This is a genomic window from Methanothermobacter tenebrarum (genome assembly GCF_023167465.1).
Classification (GTDB): domain Archaea; phylum Methanobacteriota; class Methanobacteria; order Methanobacteriales; family DSM-23052; genus Methanothermobacter_A; species Methanothermobacter_A tenebrarum.
The window spans coordinates 267,840-283,222 of record NZ_AP025698.1 but is presented as its reverse complement, the minus strand read 5'-3'; the positions used below and the strand labels follow the sequence as shown (position 1 = coordinate 283,222).

Annotated in this window: 16 protein-coding genes; 8 read left to right on the top strand and 8 right to left on the bottom strand. The window is 44.0% G+C overall.

Features of this window, described 5'->3' with window-relative positions; genetic code table 11:
• Positions 1-133 precede the first annotated feature (133 nt).
• The gene (locus tag MTTB_RS01605) at positions 134-319 is read right to left on the bottom strand and encodes an ATP-binding protein (protein WP_248564787.1); all 186 of its coding nucleotides are present in this window, start codon (positions 317-319) and stop codon (positions 134-136) included.
• A gap of 505 nt (positions 320-824) precedes the next feature.
• On the opposite strand from MTTB_RS01605, the gene oadA reads away from it, so the two are divergent.
• A complete protein-coding gene (gene oadA / locus MTTB_RS01600) occupies positions 825-2,534 on the top strand; it encodes a sodium-extruding oxaloacetate decarboxylase subunit alpha (RefSeq protein ID WP_248564786.1) in 1,710 nt (569 codons plus the stop codon).
• On the opposite strand, the gene queC is transcribed toward oadA, so the two are convergent.
• From queC to MTTB_RS01585, 3 genes are read right to left on the bottom strand one after another with little or no spacing between them, the layout of a single operon-like run.
• Positions 2,535-3,206, bottom strand: coding sequence for a 7-cyano-7-deazaguanine synthase QueC (gene queC, locus MTTB_RS01595; RefSeq protein ID WP_248564785.1), 672 nt, complete (start codon positions 3,204-3,206; stop codon positions 2,535-2,537).
• A complete protein-coding gene (gene larC, locus MTTB_RS01590) occupies positions 3,203-4,411 on the bottom strand; it encodes a nickel pincer cofactor biosynthesis protein LarC (protein ID WP_248564784.1) in 1,209 nt (402 codons plus the stop codon). The genes queC and larC overlap by 4 nt, the downstream gene beginning before the upstream one ends.
• Positions 4,412-4,421: 10 nt before the next feature.
• On the bottom strand, positions 4,422-4,751 hold the full coding sequence (locus tag MTTB_RS01585; RefSeq protein WP_248564783.1) for an MJ1244 family protein: 330 nt from the start codon (positions 4,749-4,751) through the stop codon (positions 4,422-4,424).
• 58 nt (positions 4,752-4,809) lie between these two features.
• Between MTTB_RS01585 and MTTB_RS01580 the strand changes: the two genes are divergently transcribed.
• The 4 genes from MTTB_RS01580 to upp are packed head-to-tail and all read left to right on the top strand — an operon-like array spanning position 4,810 to position 7,591.
• Positions 4,810-5,691, top strand: a complete 882-nt coding sequence (locus tag MTTB_RS01580) for a phosphatidylglycerophosphatase A (RefSeq protein WP_248564782.1) — start codon at positions 4,810-4,812, stop codon at positions 5,689-5,691.
• A 5-nt stretch (positions 5,692-5,696) separates the two neighbouring features.
• Positions 5,697-6,434 carry an adenosylcobinamide-GDP ribazoletransferase gene (cobS, locus tag MTTB_RS01575; RefSeq protein ID WP_248564781.1) on the top strand — a complete coding sequence of 246 codons (738 nt, stop codon included), beginning with the start codon at positions 5,697-5,699 and terminating at the stop codon, positions 6,432-6,434.
• The gene (locus tag MTTB_RS01570) at positions 6,435-6,959 is read left to right on the top strand and encodes a tRNA (cytidine(56)-2'-O)-methyltransferase (RefSeq protein WP_248564780.1); all 525 of its coding nucleotides are present in this window, start codon (positions 6,435-6,437) and stop codon (positions 6,957-6,959) included.
• Complete coding sequence (upp, locus tag MTTB_RS01565; protein ID WP_248564779.1) at positions 6,956-7,591, top strand: uracil phosphoribosyltransferase; 636 nt, start codon at positions 6,956-6,958, stop codon at positions 7,589-7,591. Before MTTB_RS01570 ends, upp begins: the two co-directional genes overlap by 4 nt.
• Here upp and MTTB_RS01560 read toward each other — a convergent pair.
• From MTTB_RS01560 to rplJ, 4 genes are read right to left on the bottom strand one after another with little or no spacing between them, the layout of a single operon-like run.
• Complete coding sequence (locus MTTB_RS01560; RefSeq protein ID WP_248564778.1) at positions 7,584-8,078, bottom strand: fumarate hydratase C-terminal domain-containing protein; 495 nt, start codon at positions 8,076-8,078, stop codon at positions 7,584-7,586. The genes upp and MTTB_RS01560 overlap by 8 nt on opposite strands.
• Positions 8,075-9,217 (bottom strand): tyrosine decarboxylase MfnA, encoded by a 1,143-nt coding sequence (mfnA, locus tag MTTB_RS01555; RefSeq protein WP_248564777.1) that lies wholly within the window; start codon positions 9,215-9,217, stop codon positions 8,075-8,077. The genes MTTB_RS01560 and mfnA overlap by 4 nt, the downstream gene beginning before the upstream one ends.
• Before the next feature lie 33 nt (positions 9,218-9,250).
• The gene (gene ppsA, locus MTTB_RS01550; RefSeq protein WP_248564776.1) at positions 9,251-11,530 is read right to left on the bottom strand and encodes a phosphoenolpyruvate synthase; all 2,280 of its coding nucleotides are present in this window, start codon (positions 11,528-11,530) and stop codon (positions 9,251-9,253) included.
• A gap of 24 nt (positions 11,531-11,554) precedes the next feature.
• On the bottom strand, positions 11,555-12,037 hold the full coding sequence (gene rplJ / locus MTTB_RS01545) for a 50S ribosomal protein L16 (protein WP_248564775.1): 483 nt from the start codon (positions 12,035-12,037) through the stop codon (positions 11,555-11,557).
• A 116-nt stretch (positions 12,038-12,153) separates the two neighbouring features.
• On the opposite strand from rplJ, the gene MTTB_RS01540 reads away from it, so the two are divergent.
• From MTTB_RS01540 to mpgS, 3 genes are all read left to right on the top strand, one after another.
• Positions 12,154-12,450 (top strand): KEOPS complex subunit Pcc1, encoded by a 297-nt coding sequence (locus tag MTTB_RS01540; protein ID WP_248564774.1) that lies wholly within the window; start codon positions 12,154-12,156, stop codon positions 12,448-12,450.
• 5 nt (positions 12,451-12,455) lie between these two features.
• On the top strand, positions 12,456-13,991 hold the full coding sequence (serS, locus tag MTTB_RS01535) for a serine--tRNA ligase (RefSeq protein ID WP_248564773.1): 1,536 nt from the start codon (positions 12,456-12,458) through the stop codon (positions 13,989-13,991).
• 256 nt (positions 13,992-14,247) lie between these two features.
• A complete protein-coding gene (gene mpgS, locus MTTB_RS01530) occupies positions 14,248-15,381 on the top strand; it encodes a mannosyl-3-phosphoglycerate synthase (protein WP_248564772.1) in 1,134 nt (377 codons plus the stop codon).
• The last annotated feature ends 2 nt before the right edge of the window (positions 15,382-15,383 follow it).

Sequence of the window (15,383 nt, the reverse complement as noted above, 5' to 3'; positions counted from 1 at the left end):
CCCACAATAGAATCTGATAACATTTTTAAAAGAAGAGGCCCCCAATAATATGATCCCCAGTGTGGGGGCAGAGGCTATATGAGAGTTTCATGAAGGTCCCCCCAATAATATATGATCCCCCTTGTGTGGGGGTTTAGTCGGGTTCTACTCTTATGGCTTCGTTTGGGCATACATCCATGCACACCTCGCATTCGTTACAGTCTTCAGGGTTTTGAACCTCTAACTTGTCATTAACTATTATGAGTATTTCCATTGGGCATAGATCAGCGCATTCTCCACATGCATCACATTTGTCATAGTCTATAATTATCTTCGCCATCTTTGATTCTCCTCTGCCTTGTGAATTATAATCCCGTGAACTGCCACCAGCTGTCGCAGGTGGCTTCCTGCTTCAACGACGCTTGGTCTCCAACAGGCGTGAATTCGGGTTGTCCCAAACCCTGCAATTTTACAGGGTTATGGATTAGGACACCATATCCCAACCTCCTACTTGGAGGTTAGCACAAAAAAATATAGCAGAAGAGGAAGTATATAAACTTTCGGCTTTCCCCCCCAATGGGAGGCTCCCGCCGAGAGAGTTAAAATTAATATGACCAGATGATATGGGCCTATTCACACTCCCATTATCTTAAGATTTTACCATACTGTAACTAGTGGGGGACGGTTTCAGTTTCCTGTAGTACCGTGTGGAGTGGAGCATATCATCTACTCAGTAATAATATGATCTTATTATATTATGACCCGGGTTTTTCTTCTTTTGTTGAAGTATTTAAGTCAGTTCTTACTATTGTATATAGAGATGATGAATCGCCGTGAGGGTCAGCATGAAAAGGATAAAAATCGTTGAAACAGCATTCAGAGATGCGCATCAATCACTCCTTGCAACCCGTATGCGGACACGAGACATGTTACCCATAGCCGAGGATATGGATAAGGTGGGCTTTTTTTCATTAGAGGCATGGGGTGGTGCAACATTCGATACTTGTATAAGGTACCTTAATGAGGACCCATGGGAACGCCTAAGAAAGTTAGATGAAAAGATCACAAAAACCCCTATACAAATGCTCCTAAGGGGACAGAACCTTGTAGGATATAAGCACTACCCCGATGATATAGTTAAAAAGTTCGTTGAAAAAGCCTATGAGAATGGTGTTGACATCTTCAGGATATTCGACGCCCTAAACGATATAAGGAACATGGAATATGCTATTAAGGTGGCTAAGGACCAGGGAGCCCACGTCCAAGGGACAATATGTTATACCATAAGCCCATATCATACCCTTGACAAGTATGTGGAATTCGCCAAGGAACTGGAAGCCCTGGAATGCGACTCAGTCGCTATAAAGGACATGGCCGGTCTAATATCACCACATGACGCTTATGAACTTGTTAAAGCCCTTAAAGAGGAGACCAGCCTACTAGTGAACCTACACTGTCATTGTACCAGTGGGATGACCCCCATGAGCTACTATGCCGCGTGCCAAGCCGGCGTGGACATACTAGACACTGCAATATCACCCCTATCATGGGGCGCTTCCCAACCCCCAACAGAGAGCGTGGTAGCCGCCCTCAAAGACACACCATACGACACAGGCCTCAAACTCAAAAAACTGACCAAGATAAAAAAATACTTCGAGGAAATCCGAGAAAAATACAAGTCCATCCTAGACCCAATAGCAGAACGTATAGATACGGATGTTCTCATCTACCAGATACCAGGGGGTATGCTATCAAATCTCGTAGCCCAACTCAAAGAACAGGACGCCCTCGACCGTTACGATGACGTCCTGAAAGAAATGCCAAGGGTGAGAAAAGACATGGGATACCCACCCCTGGTAACACCCACGAGCCAAATCGTCGGAATACAAGCTGTTATGAACGTGCTCTCAGGTGAAAGATACAAGATGGTCTCAAACGAAGTCAAAGACTACTTCAGGGGACTCTATGGAAGACCACCAGCACCCTTAAACCCGGAAGTTGCCGCCAAGATAATAGGAGACCAGGAACCCATAAAATGCAGACCAGCCGACATACTAGAACCCCAATTCGAAAAATATAAGAAGGAGGGTGAAAAACTTGGGATAATCCGAAAGGAGGAGGACGTCCTAACATTCGCACTCTACCCAACCATAGCACCAAAATTCCTCAGAGGAGAAATCGAAGAAGAACCCCTAGAACCGCCAAGGGAAGCCCTACCCGGACCAGCCGAGGCCGTTCCAACCCAATACCTTGTAGAAGTAGACGGGGACGAATTCGAAGTCAAAGTGATACCCACAGGTTACGTGACCATAGAAGAAGCTAAAAAACCAGAAGAACCCATAGAAGGTGCCGTGGAATCCACAATGCAAGGCATGATCGTGAAACTGAAAGTTAAAGAGGGCGACATAGTAGAAGAAGGAGACGTTGTAGCAGTAATAGAGGCCATGAAAATGGAAAACGACATACAAGCACCACATTCGGGTGTCGTGGAGAAAATATACACCCAAGAGGGGGAGAAAGTAGAAGCAGGGGACGTTCTCATGGTGATAAAATAATCAAAGCCTATAGGCTGTAGGATCCTCCACCCCCGCAAGTTTAAAAGCTCTTTTCCTCCTCATACAAGATTCGCAACGGCCACAATGCAACCTCCCACCCTCATAACAAGAATATGTAACCTCTATAGGGGCTCCAATCCTATAACCCTCCTCTATTATCTCTTTTTTAGTATATGATATTAGGGGCGCTTCAACCTTAACATCCCCAAGGACACCCACCTCAAGAACCCTATTGAATGCCCTGAGGAATCTCTGGGAATTATCAGGGAATGTTCTCGCCTCCTCAAGATCCCATCCAACGATGATAGCCCTTGCATCTAGTGCATCTGCATATGCCGCCCCAATAGAAGTGAAGACAAGGTTACGGGCAGGAACCCAAACAGCCCTAGCTGTTTCCCTGGCAACACTACTATCTAACTCTTCCATGGCGGGTTCTGGTATCTTGTTTTTTGTTGTGAGAGCTGAGCCTCCAAGTTCTCCAAGCCATGGCAGCCTAATAATATAATGTTTAAAACCATAGGATTCGCTTATAATCTTCGAAGCTTCTATCTCCATCCTCGCACTCTTCTGACCATAATCAAAGGTTATGGCATGTATCTCATATTTTTCTGCGAGTTTTACTGTGGCCACGGTCGAATCAAGGCCCCCTGAGAGTATGCTAATAGCCTTCAATCTGGTTCACCATCCACCCAATCTTTGAATTGTTCTTCCGCTATTCTTATGACTTCGCGGAGTGGAATTCCTGTCTTTGATGATATTTTCTTCGCGTCCTCGTATTCTATACGTGCACTTATTATCTCAGAGTCCAAGGAGGCTACCTTAAAATTCACTGTCCATTCTCCCCTGATATTAACTTTAAATGGGATTTTTTCCCTTTCAAGGATTGTTCTATGTACCTGGGGGAATGCTCTGATGCCAAGCGTCCCCGTCTCCTTGAATATCCTCCTTAATATATTCTCCTGGTCTTCTAGTCTGGATATGACCCTTAAAAGGTGGCCTGGTCTATTCTTTTTCATTAGTATGGGTGTGACTGTCACGTCAAGGGCCCCCTCTCCTATAAGATCATCGAAAAGGTTCCCTATTATTTCACCGCTTAGATGATCCAAGTTTGTCTCGAATAATACTATTTTATCCTCTTCTAGGCTCTTAGAACCCTTTATTATCCTGAGTATATTGGGGAAGTCTGGGTCCATTTTACCCGCGCCATAGCCGACCTCCACGATCCTAGTAAGTGGGAGGAATTCCCTGAATTCATCCACCATGTTAACGAGTAGGGCGGCTCCTGTAGGCGTTGCAAGTTCCATTCTAGCCGGCCCTCCCCGGACCGGGGCTCCTCTGAGGATCTCAAGGGTTGCTGGTGCGGGTATGGGGATCCTACCATGGGCTGATGTGGTTGAACCTCCCCCCAGGGCTACTGGGAGCGAATAAACCCTCTCCCCGTCCAATCCAAGGCTGAAGTACGCGAAAGCCGCCCCGAAAACGTCTGCAACAGCATCAGACGCCCCCACCTCATGGAAGTGTATATCATCCAGGGATTTTCCGTGGATTTTCGCCTCGGCTTGTGCTATGGTATGAAACACCGCCCTGGAGAAGGATATCATCTTATCATCTATGAGTGGATGGTCGATGGCCTCAATTTTCTCCAAGAATTCAGGATACTTAAAATGGGGTATGGAAGCTTTTTTCACTCCAACATAGGTGGCTTTTATACCCGCCCTTTTAACATCAGAAACCTTAACATCAACACCCCCAAAATAGGACGCCGCAGCCTCCATAACCTCAACAACCTTGCCCGGATGGGCTCCCAAGCCTATCAGAGCCCCTATGATCATGTTACCGGCCACGCCAGCTAATTGGGGGTCTACAACCACTACCATAGGGGATCAGCTATTGTGGCGAATTCACGATTATACGCTTTACAGGAACTTCCAAGAGCGTGTAACGTTCATCAGAAAGCTCATCCTTGAACCTCTCTATTATACCCTCCACCTGTTCCTCATCAACAACAGAACAGATAAGTATAGCATCCATTGCATGATTCCTCACAAGTGATATGGCAGATTCCGGATCCTCCCTAACAATGAAACCACTCCACTCACTAGGGGAAATACCTTTATATTCCACCATATAGAATCCCGTGACACCCTCCTCCGCGAGTATATTTATAACCTTGCCAAGATTTTCAACTTCAATAAACACCCTAAGATGCACCTTCATAATATCACCAAAGTTTAGATATGTGAAGATGATTAAATAAAACATTTGGTGATCCCCAATGCAAATCATAAAAGGCGAAACCAGCATCCAATACAACAAGAACAGACTAACCATAGAAAACATCCACGGCCTGAGGATACTAGAAGTACACGAGACAAAAAGCGGCTTCCATGAAACAAAAAAGGTAACATATCCAAACAATATGAGAGTATCAGCAGAAAATTTCAAACTCTTCCTAAAAGACTTCAAAGACACAACCCTCACCATAGGAATCAAAGACTCACTACTAGACCTTATAATATTCATAGATGATAAAAAAAGCCCAGAAGAACTCTTATCATATCTTAAAATAATCATAGAAGCCAAAGATAAGATACTAGGACCACTAACCAGATTCTACAAAACCAACACCATCCTCATAATCAGTAGAGAGGGCCGGCCAGGAAACTGCACCAAGAAAAAACTAAAAAATTGCATGAAAAAAAGCCTCCTTACCATGCTAAAAGAGAATAATATAAGCATCCTAGAACAACTAGAAGAAAAGGGCATAGGATTAGACGAGCTCACAGAAGCTGGCGTCAAACTCTGCGTAGGAGTTGAAATAAACAGAGAATTAAAAGAAAAACTTAAAGAACAACTGATCAAATCATTATCCGACATCAACATTATAAGCCTAATATTAGCCGCTATAAGAGCCGAGGAAGACCTAAAATACCATAGGATAAAAGACGTGAACATAGATGACGACCCAGTCCACCTATACGCCGACGAAGTCCTGGGGATGGCCGTCGCCAACCAAATCGCGGGTACAAAGGCAATATTCAACTTTAAACGCTACGACGAAGAAAAACCGGGTATAATAGGCAGATTAGGGCCCATGACAGATGATGTTATCGCGGGTCTCATCGCAGGTGCCATGTCAAAAATCTTCGAAGAATGATAAACATGTTACGTGAAATAATAGGCCTACTCTCATTCCTAACAATACTACCCGTAAAAACACACACTAGCATACCACAAATCGCAAAATACACATGGCTTTTCCCAGTCATGGGAGCCATCATAGGCCTCACCGGGGGCGCCCTGGCAGCCCTCCTACAACTGATAGGATTGCCACCAATCATAATAGCCAGCCTAGCCTACGGATTCCTAATCTGGTTTAACGGCTTCCACCACCTAGACGGGCTCATAGACATGGGCGACGCCCTAATGGCCCATGGAAGCCCAGAAGATAAAATCAGGATAATGAAAGACGAACGCATAGGAACCGGAGGACTCGGCTTATTCTTTATCGTTGCCATCACAACATTCACATGCCTCTATTCAACACCCCAAAATCAACTCCCCCATATAATAATACTAGGGGAAGTAGGCGCCAAGATGGGTCTTATAAGTTCATGCATCATATCAAAGCCACTAGACGAAGGGATAGGACGCCATTTCATAATGGAAATGGACAAAAAAAGGTTCATCCTCTCATCCATCCTATCATTTATCATCAGTTTCCTACTACTAAAACACCAGGGTATGATAGGAATACTCGCAAGTATAATCGGGGGCTTGTTCATCGGGGCGATTGCAAGGAAAAACTTCAAATATACAACAGGAGACGTTCTCGGCGCATCCAACGAATTCAACAGGATGCTAACACTAATCATACTAGTAATACTAGGGGGAGTGTAGATGATAATAAAAGTTTTAAGGTTGGGTCACAGGAAAGCCAGAGATGCCAGGATCACAACGCACGTATGCCTAACCGCGAGGGCATTCGGAGCCTCAGAAGTCATCATCACCGGAGAAGATGACAAGAGACTTATAGAGAATGTTGATGACGTCACTGAAAGGTGGGGAGGACCATTCAGAGTATCCTATCAAAAAGATTGGAAGAAAATCCTGAAAGAATGGAAAGGCGAAATAATACACCTTACAATGTATGGCATACCCATACAAGACATAATAAAAAAGATCAAAGAAAGCAACAAAGACAAACTAGTAATCGTCGGGGGACCCCGCGTACCCGGAGAAATCTTCAAATTAGCCGACTTTAACGTGGCGGTTACAAACCAGCCACACTCAGAAGTCTCCGCACTGGCAGTATTCCTCCACATGTTCTTCGAGGGAAAAGAACTAGAAAAGAGATTCGAAAACCCTAAAATAGAAGTAATACCCTCAAAGAGTGGTAAAAAAATCAGGGAGAGTAAAATATGATAAAACTAGTTGACAATCTTATCATCCAAGAAAAACTTGGGAGAATACGCCGTAAAGGGATCGACCCGGCGCATTTCAGACACGGCCTAACCGAGATTGGACGTTACATGGCATACGAGTTCGCTAACACACTATCCTATAAGAAGACAAGGGTGCGAACCCCACTAGGAGTTGCTGAAGCCCTAAAAATTACAGATGAGATCATAGTTATAAGCGTGTTGCGAACATCACTACCATTCAGTTATGGTATAATGAAAGTGTTCCCAGAAGCCCAACATGGGATAATCGGGGCATGGAGAGAAGACAGAAGCCCATTCAAGGTCCACATCGACTACTTCAAAATACCCGAGGTACATGACAAGACCGTGATAATAGCAGATCCAATGCTAGCAACAGGAAACACCATGGAACAAATACTAGAAAGACTGAAAACCCTCAACATTAAAAGACTCGTAATATTTAATGTAATATCAGCAAAGGCTGGACTCGAAAGGATAAAAAGGTTCAAAATAGAAGTTTACACTTGTTCCATCGAAGAAAAACTTGACAACCTAGGTTACATCGTACCAGGCCTTGGCGATGCCGGCGACCTTGTATTCGGGAAACCATCAAAGACCATAAACCTTAAATGATGGACTTTCCATGGGCAACCGCAACTATACCAGGGAATCCCTCAACCTCCAACTCATAGAGCGCCTCCATACCCTCCTCCCCATATGCAACGAGTCTCTTCGACCTTACCCTGCTTGAAAGCAACGCCGCCACAGGAGGCGTGACCACAAATATCGCACCAGCCTCATCTAATCCACGTACAGTCTCATCCCTAAGGGATCCCTTCCCAATGTGTATCAGAACACCCGCAGATGCTAAGAATGGGATGCTATCCTCGATATCCTCCTTGTTACTACTTGTCGGGGCAATACCAGCACCACTCACACCCGTATGCATTATAGCCGCACCCTTCAAATCTACTGGAGACCGGCCAGCCTTCACAGCCTCCACAAGCCTAGGTAAAACAGCATCCCTACCAGTATAAACCCTACCCTTTAACAGGATCCTATCACCAACTTCCAAAGATTTCAAACTGGCCACTGTAGATGGGACTCTTATCTCAATCATATTCCCGTAAGATCCTCCATAAAAGCCTTTACATGCTCTTTTTTGATATGGGGCATTAAAACTATCCTCACAGCCGGAGGATATGATGAAATTGACACAGACCAACCCCTTAATTCAAGTTCATATGCAAGGGCCTCCGGGGACATGTCAGGTGAATTAAAGGCCACAATATTTAACTGGGGCTCTGTAACAAGCTCAAACCCGCACCTTTTAAGTTCACGGGCTAAAAATTGGGTGATCCTCATAGAATCCTTAACAACCCTTATATACCCCTCGTGTCCCATGTACTTCATTATGGCCCAAGTTGCCGCTGCCGAAGCCCCGCTACGCGTCCCCACTATAGTTGATTGCTGCTTCTCCGTAAGATATGGTGTCTCAATACTCATGGAATCAAGATACTCCTGTCCCCTGAAAACTATACAACCACTTGGTATGGGGGCTAAACCCATCTTATGAGGGTCTATAGTAACGGAAGTAACACCATCCAATCTAAAATCGAAATCAGGAAGATCATATCCAGCCTCTTTCAGGAAGGGTATTATGAATCCCCCAAGGGCTGCGTCAACATGCAAATACACCCCTTCATCCTCACATAATCTTGAAAGTTCTGGTATGGGATCAACCAGTCCAAGTTCAGTTGTCCCGGCAATACCCACAATAGCAACTGTATTAGATGATAAGAGTTCCACCACAGAATCAACATCCACCCTATAATCAGGGCCAAGCGCGGCCTCCTTCAAATTTAACCTTAAAATCTCAGCAGCCTTTTTAAAGGAGAAATGAGCCGACCTGGGGACTATTATCTCAGGTTCTGCAAGGCCTGTAATATTACGGGCAGCGCGCATTGCCATGAGATTGGCCTCTGTACCCCCAGTTACCACGTGCCCCACTACATTAGGGTCCGCTAGGAGCTCCCCGATCATCCTTATAACGTCTTTTTCAAGGGCCCTTGTACCCTTAAAAAGACCGGGATCCCCAAGGTTGGATTCTATGAATTCGCAGAAAACTTCCTTTGCAAGGGGGTGGGGGCTAGTGCACATTGAACCGAGTATCTTACCGGAATCATAGGTTAAGTCTTCCCTTTTAACCCTTTTTAAAAGTTTTAAAACTTTATCCCTGGAGAGGCCTTTGAAGTCCATTTCCATGACCCAAAAGGAAAAAATAGGAAACTTTTATCCTAGTAGTTTTCTCGCCGCTTTTAACATGATCTTTTGCTCCACCCGTGCAACCGTCCTGCGGACTTCCCCAACTGCATCTGTATTGGCTGATACACTGTCAATTCCAAGTTCGACTAATCTTTCAACTATCCATGGTATGCTCCCTGCTTGGCCGCATATGCTTGTCTTGACACCGGCTTCCCTGCACTTTTTTATAACCCTTTCTACGAGTTTCATGACTGCTGGGTGTCCTTCAGTGTAAAGGTCGGCTACCAGTTCATTGTTCCTATCAATTGCAAGGGTGTATTGTGTCAGGTCGTTTGTACCGAAGCTTACGAAGTCTACTCCCACATCTATGAAATCCTCGATTATTAATGCGGCGGCTGGGGTCTCAACCATTATACCGAATTCAACGTCCCGGTGTGGTTTGAGACCGACCTCCTCTGCAATCTCCTTGGCCCTCCTCAGCTCATCTGGGTGTTGTACAAGGGGTATCATTATACCAATGTTAGTGTATCCTTTCTCCCGCAACCTTTTAATGGCTTTGAACTCGGCTTTTAGGATCTCAGGCTCGTCAAGTTCCCTTCTGATACCCCTCCAGCCTAACATTGGATTGTGCTCGTATGGTTCGTCTTCCCCGCCTTCCAATGTTTTGAACTCATCTGTGGGAGCATCCAGTGTCCTATACCATACGGGTTTGGGATAGAATGCATCCGCAACCTTCATAATATTCTCAACTAATATTTTAATGAGTTCTTCCTCTTTCCCATCCTTTATGAACTTCTTTGGGTGGACTCCGGGTGTTAACATCATATGTTCCGTTCTTAGGAGTCCCACCCCATCGGCTCCAGTGGAAGCCGCCTTCTTAGCAGCCTCTGGCATGCTTACATTAACTTTAACCTCTGTAACAGTGAGTAATGGGGCCTCTGGTGGGATTTCCCCTATCACCTTCTCCTCCTCTTCTTTGGGTGCTGCGATCTCTCCCTCATATACTAGACCCTTTGTACCATCCATTGTTATAAGTTGGTTGTCTTTTACTTTGCGGGTTGCGTCACCGGTCCCAACTATACAGGGTATGCCAAGCTCCCTTGAAACTATGGAAGCATGACATGTGACGCCTCCTTCATCTGTTAGGATGCCGCTGGCTCTTCTCATCGCGGGCACCATATCTGGTGTGGTCATCACTGTTACGAGTATGTCCCCTGTCTGTATCTTGTCAAGTTCATCTATATCACGTATTATTTTAACCTTACCAGAGGCCAGGCCCGGGCTAGCACCCAGGCCCTTTAATATTATCTTCTTCTCCTCTACTTCCTCTTTTTCTGGGGCTTCTATTTCTGTTAATGTTGTAATTGGCCTTGATTGTAACATGTATACTTTTCCTTCTTCTATGGCCCATTCCGTGTCCTGGGGGAATTTATAATGTTCGTGGATTTTCCTTCCAAGCTCTGCAAGTTTAGTTATCTCCTCATCTGATAATACTCTTTTTTCTTTCATATCATCTGGTACTGGGACTTTCACTGTCTTACCATCTTCCCTTTTGAACATGACATTTTTTTCACCGATTTTGAAGTTTAAAAGTTCACCTGTGGCTTTGTCAACTGAGTAGGTGTCTGGGGTCACCGCCCCTGAGACCACAGCCTCTCCCAGACCCCATGAAGCTTCTATTAATAGGATGTCCTCGCCTGTTGAGGGGTGTGCTGTGAACATTACACCTGCCTTTTCCGCGTTCACCATCTCCTGGACAACCACCGCAATCGAAACCTTCGCATGGTCGAAGTTGTTCTGTTCCCTATAGAATATTGCCCTTGCTTCGAATAGTGAAGCCCAACACTTCTGAACATGTTTTAGCACGTCCTCCGCCCCTTTTATGTTGAGGAAGGTCTCTTGTTGACCGGCGAATGACGCCTCGGGCAAGTCCTCCGCAGTCGCGGATGAACGTACAGCAACATATACATCCTCTCGGCCTATGCGCTGGCATAGAGCATTATAGGATTCTATTATGAGGGTCTGTATGTCCTCGGGCACCTCAGCAGATACTATAATATCTTTTATTTGCTTGGAGACCCTTTGCAGTTCCTTTGTATCATTAACATCCAAATCCTCCAGCAAGCCCATGACCTCTGGGAACAAGCCAGTGTCCTTCATGAACTTGTCATAGGTTTTGGATGTCACGACAAAACCTGGGGGTACTGGTATGCCTGCATGGGTTAATTCACCAAGGTTAGCCCCCTTACCTCCAGCGATAAGCACATCATCCTTGGTGAGTTCCTCGAAAAATGCCACGAACTTCATATTATCACAAAACAAGTGGAAGGTTTATTTGATAAGTTCTTCTCCTCTGTCGATTATTATCCTGCATGGTACTGGTAACTTCATCGCAGCTCTCCTAAGAGCCTCTTTAGCATCCTTGAAGTTTCTCTTATTGGTTTCAATTGTTATTATCCTCTGGTTTTTCTTGACTAGTGCAACAGAACTTACTGGTTTACCAAAGGCCTTCCTCATACCATCCTGTACACGGTCAGCCCCGGCACCTGTGGCCATTGGATTCTCTCTTATGATATGGTGTGGATAGACTCTAATCTTCAAGTGATAGCCCATCCTACCAGCCCTTCTCTGCATGTACCTGTTTGAGGCTATCCTAGCAGCCTCAAGTGCATTATGTGTGATCTGGGCAGGAGCTTTAACGGCTAAACTTAAAGATAAAGGAAAAGAACCTGAAAGATTCCCCATATCATACTGGACTATCTTCACCCCAGGAATCTTCCTAATATACTCACGTCTAGTATATGCACGAACCATAATAATAATCCTCCTTTATATTTTATATGAAGATAATACCTTATCAATTGAATTTCTCCACTTCCCTTAATAAACTTTTATCCCATAAACCACCAAATAATTTTTTAGGTTACAATTTGAAGATACCCCACACTAGGACACCCCCCACAGAATGGGGGGAGTATCAGACAACAGCCTACACTCTCGGTAGGATCCGTATGATCATAAAAACAAAAATCAGATTAGATTACAAGGACAATAAAACTGCCCGGATAACCTTCAAGGCCCTTGAACCAGACAATCGAGGTTTCATAGATGGTAAGATAATAGGCAAGAGCATAATATTCAAGCTAGAAAGTGAATCCATAGGCAGTATACGTCGCAGCATCGACGATCTATTAGTCTCTGAGATGATAATCGAAAAAATATGGTGATTTAGATGAAATTTAAACTCAAAGGGAGAATAATCCTCAACAAAAACGCATCACCCGCAACAGAAAAGATAAAAGAGTTCATAGAAAAAGCCAACAAAGACCTGCTATTGAGGGGTTCAAAGGATGAGAAAGAGGCTTCAAAGATAACCCAATGGGAGATCAAAGACAAAGAAATCCAACTGAAAATAGTATCAGGTAGGAGGGTGAGGGCCCATGACGGACTCCTAAGACTCAAAAAACCATTAACACAATTACTAGGACCAGAATATCATATCGGGATCCGTAAAATGGTCGTGGACGATTATACCTTCACCACAACAATACCCCAAGACGTCCCCGGGGAAAAATTAGATGAAATCAGAGAATTACCCTTCGTAGACACGCTAGAAATCGAAGAAAACACCCTAAAAATCCATTTCAAACCATTAGATGAAAAAGAACTTAGAAGACATGTAGTCGACCGTGTAGTTAAACAAGTCCAAAACCTCCTAGAATTTGAAGAAGACCTAACAGTGAAGGTTACAAAGGCAAAACCCGGTGAGATAATAGCAAAAAGCAGACCCTACAAGCCACTATTCACCGGAGACCCCACAGAGGAGGCTATGAAACGTGGATGGGTTAAAAAATTCCCAGGGAGAGGACAATGGTTCTACACACCACCAATCACAGCCCTCCACAGGACCCTCGAAGAACTTGTAATCCAAAAAATCATAAAACCGCTAAAATTCCAAGAATGCCTATTCCCAAAACTCATACCACTACCCATAATGCAAAAAATGAGATACCTCGAAGGACTGCCAGAAGGCATGTACTATTGTAACGCCCCGCGCAGAGACCCCGAAACCTTCGAAAAATTCAAAAAAGGACTCCTAATAAAAAAAGAGATACCAATAGACCTTCTTAAAAAGGGCATCAAGGACCCTGGATATGTTATCGCACCAGCCCAATGCGAACCATTCTACCAGTTCCTAGCACATGAAATAGTAGACAAAAAAAGTCTACCAATAAAATTCTACGATCGCAGCGGATGGACCTACCGATGGGAAGCCGGAGGCGCTAAAGGACTCGACAGAGTCCACGAATTCCAACGAATAGAACTAGTCTGGCTCGGAACACCAGAACAGACCGAAAAAATAAGAGACCAAACCGTCAAACTCTCACAGAAACTATCAGATGAACTCGAACTCGAATGGTACACCGAAATCGGAGACGACCCATTCTACCTAGAAGGGCGAAAAATCGAAGAAAGAGGCATAGAATTCCCAGACATACCAAAATATGAAATGAGAATAACACTACCCAGAGAAGAAAAAGGCGTCGCAGTCATATCAGCTAACGTGCATGGAACACACTTCATAGAAGGATTCTCAATAAAAGAAGCCCACGGAGAAAAAATATGGACAGGATGCACGGGCATAGGCCTCACAAGATGGGTTTTCGGATTCCTCGCACAGAAAGGCTTCGAAGCCGAAAACTGGCCAGAACTAATAAAAAACCGGATAGAAAAAGTTGAAATCCCCTCAATAGTAACCTGGCCATGAAACCTCCTAAAATTCTCTCATACCCACCCCCATACCCATGCTAAAAACTCACCCTCCTGATCCCATCACCATGTGGTCTTTCAACTCTAATCAGCCCCCCACACACTAAAAATTACACCCTTTTCACATAATATTTTTCTAATACTCGCCCCAACCAAAGGGGGGACACACTCGTAGACCTATCTAAATCCTCATTTTTTTGGGAAAAATTTTATACCATCCCCCTAACAATAATATTTAGAAAGGAGATGTTACCATGCTTGTCGAGGCGCCTAAAAACGTTGAAAACATAGGCCCCATCAAAGTATATTATCCACAGAGTATAATCAGATTAGAATCCAAGATTCCAAGCTTATCCGCCCTTAACTTTCCAAAGGAGAGTCTCAATCATATCCTCAAAGATTTCTCTATTATAGTACCTATCAAAAATGAGAATACAATATTATTTGATAGTGTGATCCGTTCAATACCCGCTGATTGTAATATAATAGTAATCTCGGATAGTGACAGGGAAAAATGCGAAAAAGAAATGAAGGTTATAGAAGATTTTCATAGGATGACAGGAGCCCCTATAATCTTCGCACATCAGAAAGATCCTACTATCGGCCACGCACTAAATGATATTGGATATACAAATATACTTGACAACGGACTGGTAAGGGATGGTAAAGGGGAGGGGTTGATCCTCGGACTTATAATAAATAAATGCCTTGGAAGAAAATATGTCGGCTTTGTTGACGCCGACAATTACATGCCAACATCAATCTATGAATATGTTCTCGATTTTGCCATTGGAATTGCAATGTCAAAAACCCCCTATTCAATGGTCAGACTATTGTGGAGGTATAAACCAAAGGCTGTAGGTGATAAATTACGCCTTGAAAAGTGGGGTCGTGTATCAAGGATCACGAACAAGTACTTGAATTTGCTTCTAAGCAGCCGATTAGGATATGAAACCAGTATTATAAAGACTGGGAATGCCGGAGAGCATGCTATGAGCATGAAACTGGCCGAAAGATTATCATATGCAGCTGGTTATTCATTTGAACCCTACCAGTTGATCCACATGCTAGAATCCGCAGGTGACCTGGATGTCAAGGAGGGGATTGAAGTATTTCAGATAGAAACTCTAAGTTCACATGTGCATGAAAACAAGGGCGAAGACCACATCAATGATATGATACTCAGTTCATTATCCACCATCTACCATAGTAGACTATCCACCAGAAGCATACAAGAAAAAATAATAAAAGAATTAAAGGCCAGAAACATCCTAGAGGATGATAAACCACCCAAGAATATTATAATACCCCCAATCAAGGATATTAAAGCCAAAGGTTTTATAAATTCCGTAAAGAGAGAGTCTGATATTTTCATGGAATTGAGGTGAAC